Annotated in this window: 20 protein-coding genes and 1 other RNA gene; all 21 read right to left on the reverse strand. The window is 60.6% G+C overall.

Annotation, left to right across the window (positions count from 1 at the left end):
- Positions 1–6: 6 nt before the first annotated feature.
- The 21 genes from RS694_RS17510 to RS694_RS17610 all read right to left on the reverse strand — a co-directional run bounded on the left by RS694_RS17510 (position 7) and on the right by RS694_RS17610 (position 21,602).
- A complete protein-coding gene (locus tag RS694_RS17510; protein ID WP_029705397.1) occupies positions 7–1,182 on the reverse strand; it encodes an acyl-CoA dehydrogenase family protein in 1,176 nt (391 codons plus the stop codon).
- A 100-nt stretch (positions 1,183–1,282) separates the two neighbouring features.
- On the reverse strand, positions 1,283–2,452 hold the full coding sequence (locus RS694_RS17515) for an acyl-CoA dehydrogenase family protein (RefSeq protein ID WP_029705395.1): 1,170 nt from the start codon (positions 2,450–2,452) through the stop codon (positions 1,283–1,285).
- A gap of 41 nt (positions 2,453–2,493) precedes the next feature.
- Complete coding sequence (locus RS694_RS17520) at positions 2,494–3,378, reverse strand: SDR family oxidoreductase (protein WP_029705393.1); 885 nt, start codon at positions 3,376–3,378, stop codon at positions 2,494–2,496.
- Positions 3,379–3,380: 2 nt separating this feature from the next.
- A complete protein-coding gene (locus RS694_RS17525; RefSeq protein WP_051391625.1) occupies positions 3,381–4,043 on the reverse strand; it encodes a TetR/AcrR family transcriptional regulator in 663 nt (220 codons plus the stop codon).
- A 351-nt stretch (positions 4,044–4,394) separates the two neighbouring features.
- The gene (locus RS694_RS17530; protein WP_029705391.1) at positions 4,395–5,222 is read right to left on the reverse strand and encodes an SDR family oxidoreductase; all 828 of its coding nucleotides are present in this window, start codon (positions 5,220–5,222) and stop codon (positions 4,395–4,397) included.
- Between the two features lie 84 nt (positions 5,223–5,306).
- Positions 5,307–6,071, reverse strand: a complete 765-nt coding sequence (locus RS694_RS17535) for an enoyl-CoA hydratase (protein ID WP_029705390.1) — start codon at positions 6,069–6,071, stop codon at positions 5,307–5,309.
- A gap of 74 nt (positions 6,072–6,145) precedes the next feature.
- Positions 6,146–6,958, reverse strand: a complete 813-nt coding sequence (locus RS694_RS17540; protein ID WP_029705389.1) for an acyl-CoA thioesterase — start codon at positions 6,956–6,958, stop codon at positions 6,146–6,148.
- A complete protein-coding gene (locus RS694_RS17545) occupies positions 6,955–7,836 on the reverse strand; it encodes an alpha/beta hydrolase family protein (RefSeq protein WP_029705388.1) in 882 nt (293 codons plus the stop codon). Before RS694_RS17545 ends, RS694_RS17540 begins: the two co-directional genes overlap by 4 nt.
- Positions 7,837–7,912: 76 nt before the next feature.
- The gene (locus RS694_RS17550; RefSeq protein ID WP_029705386.1) at positions 7,913–9,106 is read right to left on the reverse strand and encodes an acetyl-CoA C-acyltransferase; all 1,194 of its coding nucleotides are present in this window, start codon (positions 9,104–9,106) and stop codon (positions 7,913–7,915) included.
- Between the two features lie 41 nt (positions 9,107–9,147).
- A non-coding RNA gene (locus RS694_RS17555) (sX9 sRNA) lies at positions 9,148–9,222 on the reverse strand.
- A 51-nt stretch (positions 9,223–9,273) separates the two neighbouring features.
- A complete protein-coding gene (locus RS694_RS17560) occupies positions 9,274–11,673 on the reverse strand; it encodes a 3-hydroxyacyl-CoA dehydrogenase/enoyl-CoA hydratase family protein (RefSeq protein ID WP_029705384.1) in 2,400 nt (799 codons plus the stop codon).
- Positions 11,674–11,740: 67 nt separating this feature from the next.
- On the reverse strand, positions 11,741–12,175 hold the full coding sequence (locus tag RS694_RS17565) for a DUF2147 domain-containing protein (protein WP_029705382.1): 435 nt from the start codon (positions 12,173–12,175) through the stop codon (positions 11,741–11,743).
- Positions 12,176–12,226: 51 nt separating this feature from the next.
- Entirely contained in the window at positions 12,227–14,023 is a 1,797-nt protein-coding gene (locus RS694_RS17570; RefSeq protein WP_029705380.1) for an acyl-CoA dehydrogenase C-terminal domain-containing protein, read from the reverse strand.
- A 22-nt stretch (positions 14,024–14,045) separates the two neighbouring features.
- Entirely contained in the window at positions 14,046–14,729 is a 684-nt protein-coding gene (locus tag RS694_RS17575; RefSeq protein WP_029705378.1) for a TetR/AcrR family transcriptional regulator, read from the reverse strand.
- A gap of 109 nt (positions 14,730–14,838) precedes the next feature.
- Positions 14,839–15,495 carry a nucleoid occlusion factor SlmA gene (gene slmA, locus RS694_RS17580; protein ID WP_029705377.1) on the reverse strand — a complete coding sequence of 219 codons (657 nt, stop codon included), beginning with the start codon at positions 15,493–15,495 and terminating at the stop codon, positions 14,839–14,841.
- 78 nt (positions 15,496–15,573) lie between these two features.
- Positions 15,574–17,004 carry a sensor histidine kinase gene (locus tag RS694_RS17585; protein ID WP_029705376.1) on the reverse strand — a complete coding sequence of 477 codons (1,431 nt, stop codon included), beginning with the start codon at positions 17,002–17,004 and terminating at the stop codon, positions 15,574–15,576.
- Positions 17,001–17,684: a response regulator gene (locus RS694_RS17590; RefSeq protein WP_029705374.1), complete on the reverse strand. Its 684-nt coding sequence runs from the start codon at positions 17,682–17,684 to the stop codon at positions 17,001–17,003. The genes RS694_RS17585 and RS694_RS17590 overlap by 4 nt, the downstream gene beginning before the upstream one ends.
- A gap of 61 nt (positions 17,685–17,745) precedes the next feature.
- Positions 17,746–18,648: an acetylglutamate kinase gene (gene argB, locus RS694_RS17595; protein WP_029705373.1), complete on the reverse strand. Its 903-nt coding sequence runs from the start codon at positions 18,646–18,648 to the stop codon at positions 17,746–17,748.
- Between the two features lie 2 nt (positions 18,649–18,650).
- A complete protein-coding gene (locus tag RS694_RS17600) occupies positions 18,651–19,022 on the reverse strand; it encodes an H-NS histone family protein (RefSeq protein ID WP_029705372.1) in 372 nt (123 codons plus the stop codon).
- Positions 19,023–19,085: 63 nt separating this feature from the next.
- Positions 19,086–21,023 carry a polysaccharide biosynthesis protein gene (locus RS694_RS17605; RefSeq protein ID WP_206538086.1) on the reverse strand — a complete coding sequence of 646 codons (1,938 nt, stop codon included), beginning with the start codon at positions 21,021–21,023 and terminating at the stop codon, positions 19,086–19,088.
- Between the two features lie 18 nt (positions 21,024–21,041).
- Positions 21,042–21,602, reverse strand: a complete 561-nt coding sequence (locus tag RS694_RS17610; RefSeq protein WP_029705369.1) for a sugar transferase — start codon at positions 21,600–21,602, stop codon at positions 21,042–21,044.
- Positions 21,603–21,757 lie beyond the last annotated feature (155 nt).

A 21,757-nucleotide genomic window follows, 5' to 3' on the forward strand; every position in this document is an offset into this window, starting at 1 on the left:
GGATTGTCATATACCGAGCTGACGGCTGGCCAACTCTTTCATGATCTCTTCGGTGCCACCGCCAATCGTCATCACCTTGACCTCGCGGTAGATGCGTTCGCTGGCCGTGCCGCGCATAAAGCCCATACCACCCAGAATCTGCACGCCCTGGTCGGCACAGAACTGCATGGTTTGCGTGGCGTGGTTCTTGAGCAGGCAGACCTGCGCCACCCACTCCGCGCCCTTGGCGGACTTGTCGCCGCGGTCACCGGCATCGGCGCGTGCCGACACGGCGTTGAGCCACGCGCGTGTGGATTCGATGCGCATCTTCATATCCATCAGCTTGTGGCGGATCACCTGGTGGTCCACCAGCGCCGTGCCAAAGGTCTTGCGTTGCTGCGCCCACGACAGTGCTTCGTCATAACAGCACTCCGAGAAACCCAGCGCCATGGCGGCCATCGACAAGCGCTCGCCGTTGAAGTTAGTCAGGATCATCTTGAAGCCTGCGCCCTCTTCGCCCACCAGGTAGCGCGTCGGCACCCGGACATTGTCAAAGTGGATCTGCGCGGTGTCTGAACAGTGCCAGCCCATCTTCTTCAAAGCAGTGCGCGTGATGCCTGGCGCATCGCCCGGCACCATCACCATCGAGATGCCCATCGGGCCTTTGTTCTTCAGGTCGGTGCGCACCGCCACCGTCAGCCAGTCGGCCCGCGTGCCCGACGTGATGAAGACTTTTTCACCATTGATGACGTAGTCATCGCCGTCGCGTTGCGCGGTGGTTTTCAGCGCCGATACGTCGGTGCCACCACCGGGTTCGGTGATGCACAGCGAAGAGATTTTCTTGCCCGCCAGCACATCGGGAATGACTTCCTGCTGTAGCGCGGGCGAGCCATGGCGCAACACCGGCGGCAGGCCAATGTTGTGGCTGAACAAGCTGGCCATCAGGCCGCCGCTGCCGCCATAGCGGGCCAAGGCAATCGCCTGCGTCAGGCGCACACTCCAGGGCACCAGCGTGCCACCGAACTCTTCCGGGTAGCCCATGCCCAGCCAGCCCAGTTCGGCCGCACGGCCATACAGCGCGCGCGGAAATTCGCCTGCTTCTTCCCAGTCATTCAAATATGGCGCCACTTCGGTTTCGATAAAACGACGCGATGCGTCTTCGATTTGTTGCAGGTCTTCCTGGCTAAAAATATCGGATGTCATGGATTCTTCCTAATGCAATGGATGAGCGCCACCGGGCCGCCCCAAGGCGCGAAGACCCCCTCGGGGGGCGGCAAACCGTGTAGCGGTGAAGCGTGGGGGGTTATGTTCGGCGCTTGGCCACGCCCATGGTTTTGGCGATGATGCCCATCATCACTTCGTCAGCACCGCCGCCAATCGAGCCCAGGCGGCTGTCGCGGAACATGCGTGATACCTTGTTTTCCCACGTGTAGCCCATGCCACCCCAGAACTGCAAGCAACCATCGGGCACCAGACGGCCCAGGCGCCCGGCCTTCAGCTTGGCCATCGATGCCAGCTCCAGCACATCCTTGCCGCTCACGTACAACTCGCAAGCGCGATAGGTCAGCGCGCGCAGGCTTTCCACTTCGGTTTTCATTTCAGCCAGGCGGAACTGCACCCACTGCTGATCGGCCAGCGTGGCGCCAAACATCTTGCGCTCCTGCGCCCATTCCACAGTCCATTCAATGCAGTTGTTCAGTGCCTGCAGAGCACTGGCCGCGCACCACAGGCGCTCTTCCTGGAACTGCTGCATCTGGTACACAAAGCCCGCACCCTCCTGGCCGATCAGATTGCGCTGTGGCACGCGCACTTCGTCAAAGTACAGCAGGCCGGTGTCGCTGCTGTGCATGCCGATCTTCTTGATCTTGCGCGCGACCTCGATGCCTTTGCGCAGCTTGCCGTTCTCACGCAGCGGCACCATCACCAGGCTCTTGTTCTTGTGCGCGGGGCCGTCGCCGGTATTGACCAGCATGCACATCCAGTCGGCTTGCAAGCTGTTGGTGATCCACATTTTCTGGCCAGTGATCACATAGTCGTCGCCATCCTTGCGCGCGACGGACTTGATCGCCGACACATCGCTGCCCGCGCCGGGTTCGCTCACGCCGATGCAGCCCACGGTGTCACCTGCAATCGCTGCCGTCAAAAATTCTTTCTTCAACTCCTCACTGCCAAAACGTGCCAGCGCAGGCGTACACATATCGGTCTGCACACCAATCGCCATCGGCACACCGCCGCAGTCGATATGGCCCAACGATTCGGCCATCGCCATGCCATAGGAATAGTCCAGCCCGCTACCGCCATAGGCTTCGGGTTTGGTCAGGCCCAGCAGGCCCAGGTTGCCCATCTTCTTGAAGATCTCATGGGCCGGGAACATTTCGGCCTCTTCCCAGGCCTCCACGTGCGGATTGATCTCGGCGTCGATGAAACGCTTGAGCGTCTTCTGGATTTCCTGGTGTTCGTGGGTGAACTGCATGCTCTTGTCTCCTGACTCTGATGGTCAATATTTATGCGTGCTTACTTGGCAAACACTTTGGGCGTCACAGCCCGATGGAAGCCGTTGAACGGCTTGATCGCATCCCGCGCCTGGGACTTCTCGTCCGCCACGCGCATCGGCCAGCCCATGCGCACTTGGGGACGTGCACCGTCGATGCGCAGTGTGGTGCCGCTGATAAACGCGGCGGCGGGACTCAGCAGAAACACAATGCCTGCCGCGGTCTCTGCCTCGGTGCCAAAGCGACCCAGCGGCACCGTCTTGGCCATCTCGCGCAGCATGGGGCCGGCTTCTTCGGGGTAGTGGTCCATACCGCTGGACGCGATGTAGCCCGGCGCCACGGCGTTCACACGCACGCCACGGTTGGCCCATTCAATCGCCGCCGTCTCGGTAAAACTCACCATGCCTGCGCGCGCCGCACCGCTGTGCCCCATACCCGGCATGGAGCCCCACATGTCGGCCACGATGTTGACGATGGCGCCGCCGGTCTTGTTCATGCCCTGTGTGTAAACCTCACGCGCCATCAGGAAGCCACCGGTCAGGTTGGTGTTGATCACCGCTTCCCAGCCCTTGGCGCTGATGGCTTCCAGCGGCGTCATGTACTGGCCACCTGCGTTGTTCACCAGGCCGTCGATGCGGCCACGTTCGGCAAAGATCGCTGCGACCACGGTCTTGACGGATTCTTCCTGACGGATGTCACAGACCTGGAAACTCGCCGCACCGCCGTCCTCGACGATCTCGTCCACCACCTTTTGCAACTTCTCGGCCTTGCGCCCGATCAGTACCGCATGGGCACCCAACGCCGCAAGTTCGTGCGCCACACAGCGCCCGATGCCAGAGCCACCGCCCGTAATCACTACCACTTTGCCCGCGAACAGATGGGGGGCAAATACAGAACCGTAAGACATCTTCACTCCTTGAGAAACAAAGCCACAGCAGCGTCGGCCAGCCCATCCAGCGACGCACCCTTTTTGGGGTCAAACCATTGCACCGACCAGCTCAGCGCGCCCAGGATCAACAGGCGCGCGAGCTTGACTGGCGCGCGCAGATGCCCGCTGGCATGCAACGCTTCCAGCACCGGATTCCAGGCCGACTCGTACTGCACCTGCAACTTCGCCAACACGGTGCGCTGACGCGCCAGCAGCGAGCGGTGCTCGTACAACATGACTGGGATGAAATCACTTCCGGGGCCATGCAGCACCTCAAAGTGCGCGCGCACCAAGCCACGCAGTTGTTCTACAGGCGTCGGGTTCTTGAGCGCCATCAACGTCTGCTGCTGGCGCGCAATAGCGGTCTGCATGCCCTCTTCCATCACGGCGAAGAGCAGCACGTCCTTGCTTTTGAAATGGTAGAAAGGCGAGCCGCTTTGCATACCCGCCGCCGCCGCAATGTCACGCGTGGTGGTGGCCGCAAAGCCTTTGCGGCGGAACAATTTGGCCGCAGCGCGCAACAGCTCATGGCGACGATTGCCATCGTCGCGCTCGTCCACGGTCTTGCGCGGACGACCACGCGGGCGCTTGGGCGCGGTATCAGGGGTTGCGGGTATGGCGGTAACGGTCTCGGGTGCCTTCATGCCCTGACCATACCAAATTCACTTATTTTTAGCAAGCGTTTGCTTGGTGAAAATAGTTGGCATTGAGATACGTGTTTCTATTGCCCCGCAAAAGGACTGGGGTGAGCGCCTCCGCTCGTGTCCCCCGCAGCGGGCTACGCCCTTTGCTCCTCCTTTACCTCGCTGCGGTGCTCACCCCAACCCTCTCACTGGAAAACAGATTTGCGCATTGAAACGCAAACCAAGTCGGCGCAAGGTGGCTGGGCGTTTTGCGCAGGTAAAGGAGGAGCCCGCAAAGCGGGCGGGGGACACGGAGCAAAACGTCCAGCCGCCTTGCGCCAGCGCCCACGATGCCCCGCCGTCAGTCAACACTCAATCCACGAAGAAATCGGGAACGAAGTTCTTGGTCCCCGGCGTCACCGAGTACTGGTCCAGATCCGTCACGCCATGCTCGATCAGCAGACTGTCGTCGATAAAGAAGTTGCCAGTCACCGTACTGGGGCCCGTGAGGATCAGGTAGGCCGCGTCGGACAGGATTTCGGGCTTGCGGCACAACGCCAGGTCCACGCCCGGGATCATCTGCATGGCAGCGGTGGCGATTGCCGTGCGTGGCCACAGGCTGTTGACACCGATGCCGAATTTCTTGAATTCACCCGCGTGACCCAGTGTGCACATGCTCATACCGTACTTGGCCATGCTGTACGCGGTGTGGGCAGCGAACCAATGCGTTTTCATGCTCAACGGCGGCGACATGGTCAGAACATGCGGGTTGCGCCCGGCAGCGGCGGATTTCTTCAACTCTGGCAGGCAGGTCGATGTGCACAGATAGGTGCCGCGCGCGTTGATGCCATTCATCAAGTCGAAGCGCTTCATCGGCGTGGCTTCGGTGTTGGTGAGGCTGATCGCGCTGGCGTTGTTCACCAAAATGTCGATGCCGCCAAACGCTTCAACTGCCTTGGCGACCGCAGCGACGACGGCGTCATCGTCACGGATGTCCACCGCCAACGGCAACGCGTTGCCACCCGCCGCTTCGACTTCCTTGGCCGCGCTGTAGATGGTGCCGGGCAGCTTGGGGTTCGGGTCGGACGTCTTGGCGATGATGACGATGTTGGCGCCATCTTGCGCAGCGCGCTTGGCGATGGCCAGGCCAATGCCGCGCGAGGCGCCGGTGATGAAAAGGGTTTTACCTTTGAGTGTCATGTCTGTCTCCTGTTGTAATTGCTCTACTTTTAATAGCTGCCTGCGCAACATCTATGCGGGCTACAGGCACTTTTTATATAAAAATTAGACCTTGCTGAAATCCGGCTTGCGTTTCTCCATGAACGCCGTGAACGCTTCCTTGGCAGCCGGCTCGCCCAGCATGCGACCAAAGCTCACCGCTTCTTCGTCGATGCGCTCCAGCACCTGCGCCATCTGGCCCTTCTTGAGCAGGCGTTTGGTCTCGACCAGCGAGGCCAGGGGTTTGGCGGCCAGCTTGCGTGCCTGGGCCTGGGCGATGTTGTTGGCTTCTGTAGGGGGCACAACGCGGTTGACCAGCCCCACTTCAAGCGCGGCTTCAGCCATGAAGGGTTCACCCATCAACAGCGTTTCTGCTGCGCGGTGGTAACCCATCATCTGGGGCACCAGCAGGCTTGACGACGCCTCGGGGCACAGACCCAGGTTGACGAAGGGCATGGAGAAGGCTGCGTTGTCACCGGCGTAAACCAGATCGCAATGGAACAGCATGGTGGTACCGATGCCAACTGCCGGGCCACAGACGGCGGCGAGGATGGGCTTGGGGAACGAAGCCAGGCCACGCAGGAAGCGGAACACGGGTGCGTCCTGGGCCTTGGGCGGATTGCTCAGGAAGTCACCAATATCGTTGCCCGCGCTAAAGATGGCGACGTCGCCCTGAAACACGACGACGCGCACAGCGGCATCGTCTTTGGCAGCCTCCAGCGCATCGGCACAGGCGGCGTACATGGCCTGGGTGAAAGAGTTCTTTTTGTCCACGCGGTTTAGCGTGAGGGTGGTGACGCCGTCGGCGGTGTGGATGAGGATGTCAGACATGGGAGGTTGCTTTCAGTTTCTGGTTGGTTCGGGACTGCACATGTGCTGCACGCCGCAGTCCGTAGCGCAAATTATCACGACTTGTAATAAACGATCTGGTGGGTGGTGACCAAGAGTTCACCGGCCTCGTTCCAGAGCTGGGCGGTCTGGTCAAAGAATCCGTTGTGAAACGCCTGGCCGCGTGCCTGGCCCAGCAGATACCCGGTGCCGGTGCGCGCCAACGCGGCGCTGTCGGCGTGGAAGTAGATGGTCATACTCACCGTGCCCACGGGCGTGGGACTGGCGCGGCGCACGATGATGCGCGGAAAAAAAATGTCGGACATGGACGCCAGCGAGGCGAAGTCCAGCGGGCGCGGCGGGTTGTCGCGCAGCCAGAGCTGGGTCAGGCTAGTGCCGCTGTCGCCACCATTCCATTCCGTGGGAAAACCGCCGCCCACCACACGCAGTTCGTAGCGCTGCACAAAGGCCATGGGCGCCGTGTGTTGCTCTGGCAAGGGCGTGTCTTGCGGTGGCTTGGCGGCGGGCATGGTCAGCTCGTCGGTGCTCCATGTCTCGCGACGCACTGCGGTGAGTGCCGTGGCCGTCATGACGACCAAGTCGTCCTGCAGCAGCTCGATGGTCCAGTGCTGGGTGGATCGATTGGTGCGCGCAGGGCGGGCCTGCAGCGTGAAAGCACCGTCAGCCACCGCAGCGCAGAAATTCACGGTAAGCGAGACCGGGTCGCCCAGACGCTCCGGGTGTTGCAGCACGGCCTGCAACATCTGCGCCGCCGTGGTGCCGCCAAACGGCCCGACCATATTGGCATACCCCGCATGGGTCTGGCCTGTAAAGCTGCCATCGTCCTGCGCCTGCAGCGCGATGGCTTCGTCAAATACATGCATGTTCATGCTGTTGCGGTTCTCGCGGAAAGGCCGCCCAGCCACTGATTCAGGCGCGGCCAGAGTTGTGAAGCCTGCTCGGGGCGGAAGGGGCCGAAGTGGCCCAGGCGGCGTGCGGCCACATCGGCGGGCGCAATGCTAAGCACTTCGCGCGGCGCGTTGGCGTACAGGTTGACCAGACTGTGCGTGCCACGCAGGGTCATGAGTTCGTCATCGGTGATGGACAGGGCCAGCACCGGGAACTGCACATTTGCATAACTTTGCCGCGCGGACTCGCCCTCCACACCCACGCTGTAGCGCGGGTTCAGGCACCAGCGGCGCCATTGCAGGATGACGCCTTTCGGCAAGTCGCCTACTTTCTTCAGGCGACGGCCCGGGAAGTAACCACACAGCTTGGTGGCCAGTGGCACCAGCAAGAACCAGAAGTACGGCACGATGCGCTTGAGCTGTGGCGCGTTCTCGCGCCAGTAGCCACTGCCCGCGGCCACGCTGAGCAGGCCACTTATCTTGCTGGTGTCGCGCATCAGGCCTGGCAGTTGCGCCCCCAGGCTGTGGCCCATCAGGTACAGCGGCGCCTGAGGCAAGGCCGCATGGGCCTGGTGGACTACGGTTTCGTAGTCACGTGTCCAGTCGTACAGGTCGGCCTTGAAGCCACGCAAGCCGCCGTGTGCGGTATTGGGTAACGAGTCACCCGAGCCGCGGTAATCAAACGTGGTGACGCGCCAGCCCTGGGCGGCCAGCCACTGCGCGAAGGCCGCGTAGTAGTCCTGACGCACGCCCATCGCACCGCCGATGACCAAGCTGCTTTGCGCGGGCTTGGCGGAGTCTTCATAAACACGCACGGCCAACTGCGCGCCGTCTGCGGTGGTGATGCTGGTGACTTGCATTTCAAAACCCCCTGAGGAATGTGCAAAGCAAAAGGGTAAAAAAAGGGCCACGCTAAGGTGGCCCGTTTGCGTGTGCTTAGACGCGTTCGAAGATACCGGCAGCGCCTTGTCCCGTGCCCACGCACATCGTGACCATGCCGTACTTCAGGTTGTTGCGGCGCAGCGCGTGGATGACGGTGGCGGCGCGGATGGCACCGGTAGCGCCCAGCGGGTGGCCCAGCGCAATGGCGCCGCCCATGGGGTTGACCTTGGAGGCGTCCAGGCCCAGCGTGTTGATGACGGCGAGTGACTGGGCGGCGAAAGCTTCGTTCAGCTCGAACCAGTCGATATCGCTGTGTTGCAGACCTGCATAACGCAGGGCTGCAGGAATCGCTTCGATCGGGCCGATGCCCATGATCTCGGGCGGCACACCGCGCGCGGCGAACGACACAAAGCGCGCCAGCGGTGTCAGGCCAAACTGCTTGACTGCCTTCTCACTGGCCAGAATCAGCGCACCTGCGCCGTCACTGGTTTGCGAGCTGTTGCCAGCGGTAACGCTGCCACGGGCAGCGAACACGGGCTTGAGCTTGGCCAGGCCTTCGAGCGAGGTGTCAGGGCGTGGGCCTTCATCCAGGCTCACGGTACGGGTCTTGGTGGTGACTTCGCCAGTGGCAAGGTTCGGCGTGCGCTCGATCACGTCGATGGGCGTGATTTCGCTGCTGAACTCACCAGCCTGCTGGGCCTTGATGGCACGCAGGTGCGATTCCAACGCAAAGGCATCCTGCATTTCACGAGAGACTTTCCACTGCTGCGCCACCTTCTCAGCGGTCAAGCCCATGCCGTAGGCGATGCCGATGTTTTCGTCGCGCTCGAAGATTGCAGGATTGAACGAAGGCTTGTTGCCGCCCATGGGCACCATGCTCATCGACTCGGCGCCGCCAGCGATCAGCACATCGGCTTCGCCCACACGGATGCGGTCGGCAGCCATCTGGATGGCGGAGATGCCGGATGCGCAGAAGCGGTTGACGGTGATGCCGCCGACGGGATGGTCAAACGCCAGACCGACCGCGATACGGGCCATGTTCATGCCCTGCTCGCCTTCGGGGAAGGAGCAGCCAATGATCGCATCTTCGATGGCCTTGGGGTCCAGCGTGGGCACTTGCAGCATCGCGCTCTTCAGCGCGGCAACCAGCAGCTCGTCGGGACGGGTGTTGCGGAAATAACCGCGACCGGAACGCCCGATGGGCGTGCGTGTCGCCGCAACGATATAGGCTTCTTGAACTTGTTTCATGTTGACCTTTCAAAGATCACGTTAAATAGTACGGGGGGCGTGGCTGAGAAAGCGTAGCGAGCGCCTGTCAGGCTAGGCGGACGGAGCACAGGAACCGGAACGTACTTCCTGTACGTGAGGATTCCGAGCACCGCCCAACGACGCATGGCAGGCGCACAGTAGCTTTATCAGTTACGAACCGGCTTGCCGGTGGACATCATGCCCATGATGCGCTCTTGCGTCTTGGGGTGGGTCAGCAGCGAGGTGAACGCCTTGCGTTCCATCGCCATCAGGTATTCCTCGGTCACCAACGTGCCCGCATCGACCTGACCGCCACACACCACTTCAGCGATCATGAGGCCGATATGAAAGTCGTGCGCGCTGATGAAACCGCCGTCACGCATGTTGACCAGTTGGGCGCGGATCGTGGCGATGCCACTGCGGCCTGCGACCGGGAAGCTGCGCTTGTGCGGCGCACGGTAGCCGCCGGTGTACATGGCCTTGGCCTCGTTGATGGCGACGAACAGCAGCTCGTCCTTGTGGGCCACAACGATATCGCTGTCCAACAGGTAACCCAACTTGCGGGATTCCAGCGCGCTGGTGCCGACCTTGGCCATCGCCGCGGCGGTGAAGCCTTCAGTCAGGAAAGGCAACACGTCCTTGGACGTGGACAGCGCCATGTTTTCGGCAGCACGGCGTGCGATATAGGTCAGGCCGCCAGCGCCGGGCACCAAGCCCACGCCCACTTCCACCAGACCGATGTAGCTTTCCATCGCGACGACGCGCTTGCTGGAGTAAACCGCCAGCTCGCAGCCACCGCCCAGCGCCAGACCACGCACTGCAGAGATCACGGGCACGTTGGAATAGCGCAGCTTGAGCATCGCGTTTTGCAGCTCGGCTTCTGCGCCTTCAATCGCTTTCGCGCCACCCATGATGAACGCGGGCATCATGCCTTGCAGATCGGCACCGGCGGAGAACATCTCATCCGGCGACCAGATCACCAGGCCCTTGTAATCTTTCTCGGCCAGCTCTTGCGCTTGCAGCAGGCCTTCGATCACGCCGCCACCGATGGCGTGCATCTTGGTCTTGATGCTGGCAATCAGAACTTCGCCGTCCAGCGTCCACAGGCGGATGGATTCGTCTTCGGAGATCGTCTTGCCTGCGGTTTCAGCGGCAGGTGCGTTGGAACCCAGCACGCTCTCGGGGAAATGCTGGCGCTCGTAGACGGGGAGCTTGCGCACAGGCGCAAAGGTACCCGTCGTCGGGTTCCACGAACCGGCAGGCGTGTGCACACCACCGGCGTCGGCCACGGGGCCCTTGAACACCCAATCGGGCAGCGGTGCCTTGCACAGCGCTTTACCGGCATCGATATCTTCCTTGACCATGTTGGCCACTTCCAGCCAACCGGCTTCTTGCCACAGCTCGAACGGGCCTTGCTTCATGCCAAAGCCCCAGCGCATGCAGAAGTCCACATCGCGGGCGTTGTCGGCAATCGACGCCAGATGCACAGCCGCGTAATGGAAGCTGTTACGCAAGATGGCCCAGAGGAATTGGCCTTCTTTGCCTTCAGCGTTGCGCAGCAGTTTCAGGCGCTCGGCGGCAGGCTTCTTGAGCATGCGGCCATAAACCTCGTCAGCCTTCTGGCCAGCGGCCACGTAGTCCTTGGACTTCAAATCAAAACGCAGCACATCACGGCCGACCTTCTTGAAGAAACCGGCCTTGGTCTTCTGACCCAAGTTGCCCATCTCCAGCAAAGTCTTCAGTACTTCAGGCGTCGCAAAACTTTCGTAGAACGGATCGGTCTCGATCGACAGCGTATCTTGCAATGTCTTGATCACGTGGGCCATGGTGTCCAGACCCACCACGTCTGCTGTGCGGAAGGTGCCGGAGGATGCACGGCCCAGCTTCTTGCCGGTCAGGTCATCGACCACGTCAAAGGTCAGGCCGAAGTTCTGCACCTCTTTCATCGTGGTCAACATGCCGGCGATACCGACGCGGTTGGCAATGAAGTTCGGAGAGTCTTTGGCGCGGACCACGCCCTTGCCCAGATTGCTGGTCACAAAGGCTTCCAGCGCGTCCAGGTGTTCGGGCGCAGTGGTAGGGGTGTTGATCAACTCCACCAGTGCCATGTAGCGGGGTGGGTTGAAGAAATGAATACCACAAAAGCGTGGTTTGATCTCTTCGGGCAACGCCTCGGAGAGTTTGGTGATTGACAGGCCGGAGGTGTTGGACGCGACGATGGCATGTGGTGCCACAAACGGAGCGATCTTCTTGTAGAGATCGAGCTTCCAGTCCATGCGTTCGGCAATCGCCTCGATGATGAGGTCACAGTCGCGCAGTTGCTCCAGATGCTCTTCGTAATTGGCCTGGCCAATCAGCGCAGCATCATCGGCCACACCCAGCGGGGCGGGCTTGAGTTTCTTGAGCCCGTCAATCGCGCGGATCACGATGCCGTTCTTGGGGCCTTCCTTGGCAGGCAGGTCGAACAGGACCACCGGCACCTTGACATTGACCAGATGGGCAGCGATTTGCGCACCCATCACGCCGGCGCCCAGCACCGCGACTTTTTTGACTACAAAACGGGACATAAAAATTCCTGAAACGGATACGGTGCAGACAGGCAAACGCCTTGCCCGCTGCGCCGTTCATTGAAAATTACTGGACGCGAATCCAGGTTTGGGTTCGGTAGAAGAAGCCGATGTAGCCACGCATCTCGATCTTTTTGCCACCTTCGATGGGGGTCATGGTCATCTTGTAGACCTTGCCGGTACTGGGCTCGACGATCGTTCCGCCCTCCCAGATGTCTTTGCCTTCGGTCTTCTTCAGGCCGCGGATGAGTTCCAGACCCAGTGTGGGCTGGCCCTTGCGGTCATCCTTGCACTCGTCGCACTTTTCATCGGGTTTGGCCTTGGGATCGAGAATTTTCTCGATCTTGCCGGACACCACACCACCGTTATCGACGATGCGGATTTCCGACTTGGGCGAACCGTCCTTGTCGTCAATGGTTCTCCACAGGCCCACGGGCGTCATCTGCGCCATGGCGGCGACAGAAGAAAAACCCAGGGCAATTGCAATGGCTGTACGGAACATAGGAACTCCTCGTTATTAGTTATCAGACAAGTTTGAATCGCCCAAGGACTCTCAGGCGAATACCGCGTCGGTATCCATCAGCACTTTGCTGCCGGCACGTGCGGTACGCATCAATGTAGCCGTTTCCGGGAACAACTTGGCAAAGTAAAAACGCGCGGTCTGCAGCTTGGCCAGATAGAACGGGTCCGCATTACCAGAGGCGATTTCGCGCAGTGCGACTTGCGCCATGCGGGCAAAGAAATAACCGAATACCAGGTGGCCCGCCACGCGCAGGTAGTCCACCGCAGCAGCGCCCACTTCGTCGGGGTTCTGGAAGCCCTTGAAACCGATCTCGGTCGTGAACTTGGTCATCTGTTCACCCAGCACCGCGATGGGCGTAATGAACTCGGACATTTTTTCGTTGGTACCTTCTTCTTCCACCAGCTTGCCAATCAGCTTGCCAAATTTCTTCAGTGTGGCGCCGTTATTGCCCAGGATCTTGCGGCCCAGCAGGTCCAGCGACTGGATGGTGTTGGTGCCTTCGTAGATCAGGTTGATGCGGTTGTCGCGCACAAACTGCTCCATGCCCCATTCCTTGATGAAACCGTGGCCGCCGAACACTTGCATGCAGGCGTTGGTGGCAACGTGGCCGTTGTCGGTCAGGAAGGCCTTCGCGATAGGCGTCAGCATGGCGACCAACTCGCCGGAATCCTTGCGCACCTTTTCGTCGGGGTGGCCGTGTTCTTTTTCCAGCAGCATCGCGCAGAAAGCCTGCAGCATGCGGCCGCCTTCGGCGTAGGCCTTGGCAGTCAGAAGCATCTTGCGCACATCGGGGTGCACGATGATCGGATCGGCCGGCTTGTCCTTGGCCTTGGGGCCGGTCAGCGAGCGCATCTGGATACGGTCTTTGGCATAGGCCAACGCGTTCTGGAACGCCACTTCGGTCAGGCCCAGCGACTGGTTACCCACACCCAATCGGGCGGAGTTCATCATCACGAACATGCCCTGCATACCCTTGTTGGGTTGGCCGACCATGGTGCCAATGGCGTCTTCCATGACGATCTGGGCAGTGGCATTGGACTTGATGCCCATCTTGTGCTCCAGGCCGCCGCAGTAGATGCCATTGCGCGAACCCAGGCTACCGTCCTTGTTCACGTTGAACTTGGGCACGATGAACAGGCTCACACCCTTGATGCCGGGAGGCGCATCGGGCAAGCGGGCCAATACCAGGTGGATGATGTTATCGGCCATATCGTGTTCGCCGGCGCTGATGAAGATCTTGTTGCCTGTGATCTTGTAGGTGCCGTCGGCCTGCGGTTCGGCCTTGGTGCGCATCAGGCCCAGGTCGGTACCGCAATGGGGTTCGGTCAGGCACATGGTGCCGGTCCATTCGCCACTGGTCATCTTGTGCAGATAGGTCTGTTGTTGCTCGGGCGTGCCGTGCGTATGCAGTGCGTGGTAGGCGCCGTGCGTCAGGCCGGGGTACATGGTCCAGGCCTGGTTGGCACTGTTCAGCATTTCGTAGAACATGCCGTTGACCACCAGAGGCAGGCCCTGGCCGCCGAACTCGGGGTCGCAACCCAGAGCCGCCCAACCGCCCTCGACATAGGTCTTGTAGGCTTCCTTGAAACCCTTGGGCGTGGTCACCGCGTGGGTTTTGGGGTCCAGCGTGCAGCCTTCAGCGTCGCCCGAAATATTCAGCGGGAAAATGACTTCCGAGGCGAACTTGCCGCCTTCTTCCAGCACCGCGTTGATGGTGTCGGCATCAATTTCCGCATGCTTGGGGATCTGCTTGAGTTCATCAACAACTTTGAGCACTTCGTGCATCACAAACTGCATGTCACGCAGTGGGGGGGTGTAAGTGGGCATGGGAATACTCCTTGGTAAAAATCTAGAGGGCGCCGAAACGCGCAAGAACATTGTCAAAACCGCGGTTGGCACGTTCAATCGAGCCGGGGTTTTTCAAAAAACGGGCTTCGTAGTGCAGGCCCAGAATCAGCGCGTGGATTTCAAAGGCAATCTGGTTCTCGTCGGCGTCTGTCTGCAAATGGCCGCATTGTTTGGCCAGCACCACTGCGCGGTTCATGGCAGCCAGCCAGGTTTGTACCGACATGGCCAGCGCATCACGCACCGGGCCGGGGCGGTCATCAAACTCGATGGCACCACTGATATAGATGCAGCCCGAATCAATTTCGGTGGACGTACGTGTCATCCAGTTGGCAAACAGCGCACGCAGGCGCGGCAGGCCGCGTGGCTCGCGCAGGGCGGGGTAGAACACGTCCTGCTCGAAACGTTCGTGGTACTCACGGATGACGGAAATTTGCAGTTCTTCGCGGGAGCCAAAGTGGGCAAACACACCCGACTTGCTCATGCTCATGACTTCGGCCAGGGCGCCGATGCTCAGGCCTTCCACACCAATCTGGGTGGCCAAGCCCAAAGCAGCGTCAATGATGGCCTGTTTGGTTTGCTGCCCCTTTTGCAGGGCGCGTCCCGACGGTTTGCGCACAGGCGCCCGGGTGCCAGCCGTTGTGGCGGCGGGGCGAACACGCTTTGCAGAATAGGGGGCCAGGGCCATGGAATAAAACTGTCACAAAATAGAACGATCGTGCTATTTTGCAACATTTCCAAACCCCCACCCTGAAAGCAGGGTTTTCTAGAGGGGGATTCCTAGGCGAGGCTAGGGTTTACCCGAGAAGCAAATGCAAGCTGGACTCCAGGTGCTCCGACGGCAAACGCTTGAAACCGGAGCGCACAAAGCGCTGCAAACGCCCCACCGCAAAAGCCGACAACACAGCGGCACGCACCTGGGCATCCGCAGTGGGCGTAGCCCCAGCGACCGCGCCATCACGCAGGCACTGCTTGAGGGTGGCCTCCAGCTTGTCAAAAAACTGGTTCATGCGCTGTTGCAGGCGCTCGTTCTCGAACACCAGCGCGTCGCCCACCATGACACGTGCCATGCCGGGATTTTTTTCGGCGAACTGCACCAGCATGCCAATGACCTTGGCTGCCTGTCGTGTCCCTACATCGGTTGCGCCAGCGCCGGCAACCTGCTCACGCTCAACAATCTGGTTGACCAGCGAGAACACGGTTTGTTCGATGAAATCGATCAGACCCTCGAACATCTGGGCCTTGCTGGCAAAGTGCCGGTACAACGCGGCCTCACTCACGTCCAGGCGGGCGGCCAGCGCCGCCGTGGTGATACGGTCCCCGCCAGGTTGTTCCAGCATGCTGGCCAGGGTTTGCAAGATCTGCACCCTGCGCTCACCCGGTTTGGGACGTTTGCGGATGGGCGCCTCAACAGCGTCGGGATCAGAGGATGGGGTTGGCAAGGCGTCTGGCATGGTCCGCGATGAGTGGTGTGGAATCATTCTCGCACAGCGGTCTGCAGGGTTTTTCCTAGGCAAGACCCCTTAGCGGCGCTAGGCAGGTAACCACAAAGATACACGCAGGCCGCGCCCGCCCGTGCCCTCCTCCACCTGCAAGCGGCTTTGGTGCACGCGTGCTATTTCTTCCGCAATCGCCAGACCCAGGCCATTGCCCTCGCCCACCGTACCGGGCACGCGGTAGAAGCGCTCCAGCATGCGCGCCCACTCCCCTGGGGGCACGCCTGGCCCGTCGTCTTCCACTTCCAGAAAGGCCTGCAGCGGCCCTTGGCCCTGCATGTGTTTGCGGCCACAACGCAAGGTGACGTGACCGCCAGGCGGGGTGTACTGGATGGCGTTGTCAACCAGGTTGCCCAGCAGCTCTCGCAGCAGCCATTCATGCCCGGCAACATGCACCGAGGCCGCGTCCAGCCCCAAGTCCAGACCTTTGTTGCTGGCCTGGTCCAAATGGCTCTCGAGCATGACTTCGCAAAGTTGCTTCAGGTCCACCCGCTGCATGGCCTGGGTGTGGGCACTGCGCGCGTCAGCGCGGGACAGGGCCAGCAGCTGGTTGGCCAACTGGGACGTACGGCGTACGGCCTGGCGCAGCTTGAGGATCTGATCCGCTCCTAAAGTGATAGCTGCTGGCGCAACCTGTGTGCCGACCAGAGCACTATTTTGTTTATTTTTTTCGACCTCGGCCGCCTGCGCCCAGGCCTCGATTTGGGACTGCAGGCCCGCCAGCGGTGTCCGCAACTGGTGGGCTGCATCGGCCACAAAACGCCGCTGACTCTCCGCCTGGGCATCGACGAGGCTGAACAGGCGGTTGAGCGAGAGCACCAGGGGCCGCACCTCATCGGGCGAAGCGCTGGGGTCGAGTGCGGAGAGGTCGCGTGGCGAGCGGCGCTCCACATCATTCTTGAGCTCCAGCAAAGGTCGCAACGCCCGGTAGACGGCCCAGTTGACAGCAAAGACAGCGGCAATCACCAGCACCACATTGGGCAACAGGGCCTTGAACCACAACATGCGCAGCCACTGCTGGCGCGGATCGGAACCATCGGCCAGGCGCATCACCATCTCACCAGCCACGGTTTTGACGCGCTGGCTGATGATGCGGTAGGTGACACCGTCAAACTCTTCGCTGGCGAACTCTGGCTCGTACGTGGTAGGAGGCAGGCCGGTGAGCCAAGCGTTCCCCACCATGACGCGGCCCTGTATATCCACCACCGCAAACGCAGACATACCGGGGCGTTCGTGCAGAAAATCTTCTACCGGTGGCGCGATCAGGAGTACGGGCGGACTGCCCGCCTGGACTCCGCGCCCCACGACAGAGTCCGCCAGAAGCGGGACCAGTTGCAGTAGTTGGCGATCTTGCTGAAATGCGGCACTGTCGGCCGAGCGGAAATCAAACCAGGTATTGAGGGCCGACAGCAGAAACAGCGGCACCAACAGCAGCAACAGCAGGCGTTGCCGCAGGCCGGAGATCATGCGAGCATTTCCAGCCGATAACCAAAACCGCGGATGGCACGCAGGGCGATGCCATGGGGCTCCAATTTGCCGCGCAGGCGGGAGATGTAGACCTCGACCGCATTGGGGGTGATTTCCTTGTCCCAGCCCGTCAGGGCCTGCAGCAGCTTGTCCTTGTTGGCAGGTTTGGGCGCCTGGAGCAGCAAATACTCCATGACCGTCCATTCACGCGGACCCAAGTCGATGGGCAGGGCCACGCCGCCCACCGTGCGGATGCTGGCCTGACGCTGTGCCGTATCCAGCTCCAGCGGGCCAAAGCTCAGAATGGCCGATGTCGCGGCCTGCGAACGGCGCAGCAAGGCACGCAGGCGCGCCAGCAGCTCGGGCAACTCAAACGGTTTGATCATGTAGTCGTCCGCGCCCATGTCCAGCCCCTGGACACGGTCCTGCAAGGCGTCACGTGCGGTGAGGATCAACACGGGCATCGCATGCCCCTCCTTGCGCAGCCGTTGGGTCAGCGCCAGGCCATCCATGGCGGGCAGGCCAATATCGATCACCGCGATGTCAAAAGCCTCCGCTTGGGTGACCTCCAGCGCACGCTCGGCACTGCCCACCCAATCCACCGCATAACCGGCGTCGGACAGGCCCAGCTTGATACCACTGGCCACCATCACGTCATCCTCTACCAGCAGCAATCTCATGACGTTTCAGGCCTCCAGCCCTTATGGAATTTGCGCAAGCAGCTATTAATTCAATAGCAAATCAGTGCGAACGGATCATGGTGCCAAAAGCCTGATCGGTCAGAATTTCGAGCAGCAGCACATGCGGCACGCGGCCGTCGATGATGTGCACCGAGTTGACGCCTCTCTTGGCCGCATCCAGCGCACCCGCGATCTTGGGCAACATGCCGCCACTGATGGTGCCATCGGCAAACAACTCGTCAATGCGTTTGGCGGTGAGATCCGTCAACAACTGGCCTGCCTTGTCGAGCACACCGCTGATGTTGGTGAGCATCATGAGTTTTTCGGCCTGCAGCACGGTAGCCAGCTTGGCCGCCACCACATCGGCGTTGATGTTGTAACTCTCGTTGTGTTCGCCAAACCCGATGGGGCTGATGACGGGGATAAAGGCGTCGTCCTGCAGCGCCTTGACCACACTGGGGTCCACGCTGACGATGTCACCCACCTGGCCAATGTCGTGCTCAATGCTGGGATCCGTGTTGTCCAGCATCTTGAGCTTTTGCGCCCGGATCATGCCGCCGTCGCGCCCCGTCAGGCCCACAGCCTTGCCACCGGCCTGGTTGATCAGGCCCACGATGTCCTGCTGCACCTCGCCACCCAACACCCACTCCACGACTTCCATGGTGGGCGCATCGGTCACACGCATGCCCTGGATGAACTGCCCCTGCATGCCCAGGCGCTTGAGCGCACTCTCGATCTGCGGACCACCACCGTGCACTACCACCGGGTTGATGCCCACCAGCTTCAAGAGCACCACGTCTTCGGCAAACGCTTTTTGCAGCGCCGGGTCCGTCATGGCGTTGCCGCCGTACTTGATGACCATGGTCTTGCCATGGAACTTGCGGATATAGGGCAAAGCCTGGGCCAGGATGGTGGCCTGGTCACCGGCGGCGATGGTGCTGCCTGGGTTGGTGGTGTCTGGCATGGTCATGCGATCAGGAAGGCGTCCTTGCTCTGGCCTTGGGCCACTAGGGCTGCGAGCCACTTGGGTGTCAGCCCCCGACCGGACCAGGTTTCACCGTTAGGGCCGCGGTATTTGGCGGCCACGGGCTGCGCCGACTTTTTGGGGCCCTTGGCAGATTTCACTGCTTTGGCGGCCTTACCTGCCGCAAACTTGCCGCGCCCACCATTGCCTCCTCTGGCTGGTTTGGCAGACTGTAAATCCTTGACCGTGATACCAAAGGCTTGCATTTTGGCAAGAATATCCTGCACCGTATTGGCAAACTCTTTAGCTTTTATTTCGTTAGCCTGTTTCTGCAGTTTTTCGATTTGGAACTGCAGATCAATCAAATTGGACATAAAAACTCCCAAAAAGGGTTGGAATAAAGTAACCTGAAATCTACAAAACAAATAATAACTGAATTAATGTGCGACTTGGAGTGCCAGCGCCTCGGCCTCCTGCGCCATATATATCCAGTCCACAATTTCACCGGCTGGTATATAACCCGTCACCAGACTTTGCATCATTTGGCGCACTACGCCGACATCATTGATCTGGAGCGCCGCTTCCAGTGAATGAATATGGGGCTCCAATATCTCCCAAGAAATATATTCTTCGCTGGCCTTCATAATGCCGGGGTGATTGGTCGGCATGGGGTTATCCCCAATCAGTAATTCCTCGTACAGTTTCTCGCCCGGCCGCAGGCCCGTGGTATCAATGGCGATATCTCCATCGGGATATTCGGATGTTTTCAGGCTCAGGCCCGATAACTCAATCATGCGCAACGCCAAATCCATGATGCGAACTGGCTCCCCCATATCCAGCACAAATACATCGCCCCCCTTGGCCATGGCCCCGGCCTGCAATACCAGCTGGGCGGCTTCGGGAATCGTCATGAAATAACGGGTAATGTCCGGGTGGGTCAGCGTGATGGGGCCGCCATCGCGGATTTGCTGGCGAAACCTCGGCACCACCGAGCCGGAAGAACCCAGAACATTGCCAAAGCGCACCATGGCAAATCGGGTCCCTGACGGCGCAGCTGCCAGAGCCTGCAACACCATTTCCGCCAGCCGCTTGCTGGCGCCCATGATGTTGGTTGGCCGCACCGCTTTGTCGGTGCTCACCAGTACAAAGTCGGTCACGCCGTTGTTCTGCGCCGCCTGGGCCGCCCGTAGCGTGCCCAGCACGTTGTTTTTAATGCCCTCGGCAGGGTTATGTTCCACCAAAGGCACGTGCTTGTAGGCCGCCGCGTGGTAGACCGTGTCGGGCTTCCAGGTGGCCATGATCTCGTGCAGGCGATCACTGTCTTGGACAGACGCCAGCAAGGGGACCAGGCGAATGGCACGGCCCGCCAGTTTTTCTTCCAGCTCCTGGTGGATCGCGTACAGCGCAAACTCACTCTGCTCAATCAACAACAGCGCCTGGGGCCCTACCGCAAGGATCTGGCGACACAGTTCACTGCCAATGGAGCCGCCGGCGCCAGTGACCAGCACAACCTTCTCCGCAATATTGCGGGACAACAGGATGTGGTTGGGCGACACCGGCTCGCGCCCCAGCAGGTCATCGATGTCCAACTCGCGCACATCTGACACATTGACCTTGCCCTGGGCTAGATCGGTCACACTGGGCAGGGTGCGCACCGACACGCGCGCACGGCGCATTAGGGCCAGTACCTCGTTGCGGCGTTTACGCCCCATGCCAGGCATGGCTAGCAACACCGTACTAATGCCAAGAGTGGAGACCCAGTGTGCCAGATCACTGGGGTTGTAGATGGGCTGCCCGTTAAGCACATGGCCATGCAGCCGGTCGTCGTCATCCAGAAAGCCCGCAACCTGCATCTCCGGGCTGTTGGCCATGGCAGCGGCCAGTTGTCGCCCCGTCTTGCCCGCGCCATAAATCAACACCTTGGGGCGGCCGGCCTGCTTGAGGATGTTCTGGTATTGATCCCCCAGCCAGACACGGGCTAGGGCGCGTGAGGCACCCACGAACAGCAGGAGCAGTATGGGTTGAATGATGCCAAGGGTGCGGGGTACGCCGGGCACACCAACTGCCGTGAACACGGCGGCATAGATCACCGCATAGACTCCCACTGCCTTGGTGACCGTCATGAGAGCCGGCCAGCCGGAAAATCGGAAAATGGCTCGGTAAAGGCCCGCCCCAATGAAAATAGGCAGGGCAAGTGCAATCGATGCGCCAGCAGCCCCACGCGCGGGGCCCTCCAGGGGCAACCATTCGCCCAGCCGCAGGTAGTAGGCCAGCCACACTGTCAACACACACAGGCTCGTGTCCAGTGCCAAGACCACTCCCCGCTTTGCAAAACGCGGCAAGCCGAGCATGGGCAGCGCAAAACGGCGCAACATCATTCTTTTATATCCCCACTAATGCGCAACGCCGTCGCGGCGCAGCACTTTCAAAAAAGTGAGCCACAGTATCCACACATCAAAACGCAGCGATTGCTTTTGCTGGTATTCGGCATCCAGCTTCACTTTGACGGGAATATCGAGCTCATCCCGGCCATTGACCTGCGCCCATCCGGTGAGCCCCGGCAGCAAGGCATGCACACCCACTGACGTGCGCAATGCGATGAGGTCGTCCTGGTTATACAGTGCTGGGCGCGGGCCCACAAAACTCATGTCACCCTGCAAAATGCTCCAGAGCTGGGGCAGCTCATCCAGACTGGACTTGCGCAAGAAACTTCCAATAGGGGTCAGGTAGGCCGCGGGATTGCTCAACAAGTGGGTGGCCACTGCCGGGGTGTCTACACGCATGCTGCGAAATTTGGGCATTTTGAAGATGCGGTTATTGCGCCCCACCCGGTCAGACCAGTACAGCGCCGGGCCAGCGGACGTGCAGCGCACTGCCAAGGCGGTAAGCGCCAGCGGAACCAGCAGAAACGTGCCAGCACAGAGCGCAAGAGTGATGTCAAAAAGGCGTTTCAATTTGGCTTCGTTCTGACAGTTTTTCAATCCAAGGCTTTCAGGGCCTTGATAAGGTCGTTGGCGGCGCGGCAGTGGCAGTGCGTGAAGACATGCCCAGGTAGATTTGCAGTGGTGTTTTCGCATCCAGTTCCCGCAGGGTGCCTGTCAAACCTTCT

The organism is Rhodoferax saidenbachensis (assembly GCF_001955715.1).
Lineage (GTDB): Bacteria > Pseudomonadota > Gammaproteobacteria > Burkholderiales > Burkholderiaceae_C > Allorhodoferax > Allorhodoferax saidenbachensis.

Coding starts and splice junctions, on each gene's coding strand:
- RS694_RS17510 (WP_029705397.1), bottom strand. CDS start 1,182: ATGACATCCGATATTTTTAGCCAGGAAGACCTGCAACAAATCGAAGAC.
- RS694_RS17515 (WP_029705395.1), bottom strand. CDS start 2,452: ATGCAGTTCACCCACGAACACCAGGAAATCCAGAAGACGCTCAAGCGT.
- RS694_RS17520 (WP_029705393.1), bottom strand. CDS start 3,378: ATGTCTTACGGTTCTGTATTTGCCCCCCATCTGTTCGCGGGCAAAGTG.
- RS694_RS17525 (WP_051391625.1), bottom strand. CDS start 4,043: ATGAAGGCACCCGAGACCGTTACCGCCATACCCGCAACCCCTGATACC.
- RS694_RS17530 (WP_029705391.1), bottom strand. CDS start 5,222: ATGACACTCAAAGGTAAAACCCTTTTCATCACCGGCGCCTCGCGCGGC.
- RS694_RS17535 (WP_029705390.1), bottom strand. CDS start 6,071: ATGTCTGACATCCTCATCCACACCGCCGACGGCGTCACCACCCTCACG.
- RS694_RS17540 (WP_029705389.1), bottom strand. CDS start 6,958: ATGAACATGCATGTATTTGACGAAGCCATCGCGCTGCAGGCGCAGGAC.
- RS694_RS17545 (WP_029705388.1), bottom strand. CDS start 7,836: ATGCAAGTCACCAGCATCACCACCGCAGACGGCGCGCAGTTGGCCGTG.
- RS694_RS17550 (WP_029705386.1), bottom strand. CDS start 9,106: ATGAAACAAGTTCAAGAAGCCTATATCGTTGCGGCGACACGCACGCCC.
- RS694_RS17560 (WP_029705384.1), bottom strand. CDS start 11,673: ATGTCCCGTTTTGTAGTCAAAAAAGTCGCGGTGCTGGGCGCCGGCGTG.
- RS694_RS17565 (WP_029705382.1), bottom strand. CDS start 12,175: ATGTTCCGTACAGCCATTGCAATTGCCCTGGGTTTTTCTTCTGTCGCC.
- RS694_RS17570 (WP_029705380.1), bottom strand. CDS start 14,023: ATGCCCACTTACACCCCCCCACTGCGTGACATGCAGTTTGTGATGCAC.
- RS694_RS17575 (WP_029705378.1), bottom strand. CDS start 14,729: ATGGCCCTGGCCCCCTATTCTGCAAAGCGTGTTCGCCCCGCCGCCACA.
- slmA (WP_029705377.1), bottom strand. CDS start 15,495: ATGCCAGACGCCTTGCCAACCCCATCCTCTGATCCCGACGCTGTTGAG.
- RS694_RS17585 (WP_029705376.1), bottom strand. CDS start 17,004: ATGATCTCCGGCCTGCGGCAACGCCTGCTGTTGCTGCTGTTGGTGCCG.
- RS694_RS17590 (WP_029705374.1), bottom strand. CDS start 17,684: ATGAGATTGCTGCTGGTAGAGGATGACGTGATGGTGGCCAGTGGTATC.
- argB (WP_029705373.1), bottom strand. CDS start 18,648: ATGCCAGACACCACCAACCCAGGCAGCACCATCGCCGCCGGTGACCAG.
- RS694_RS17600 (WP_029705372.1), bottom strand. CDS start 19,022: ATGTCCAATTTGATTGATCTGCAGTTCCAAATCGAAAAACTGCAGAAA.
- RS694_RS17605 (WP_206538086.1), bottom strand. CDS start 21,023: ATGTTGCGCCGTTTTGCGCTGCCCATGCTCGGCTTGCCGCGTTTTGCA.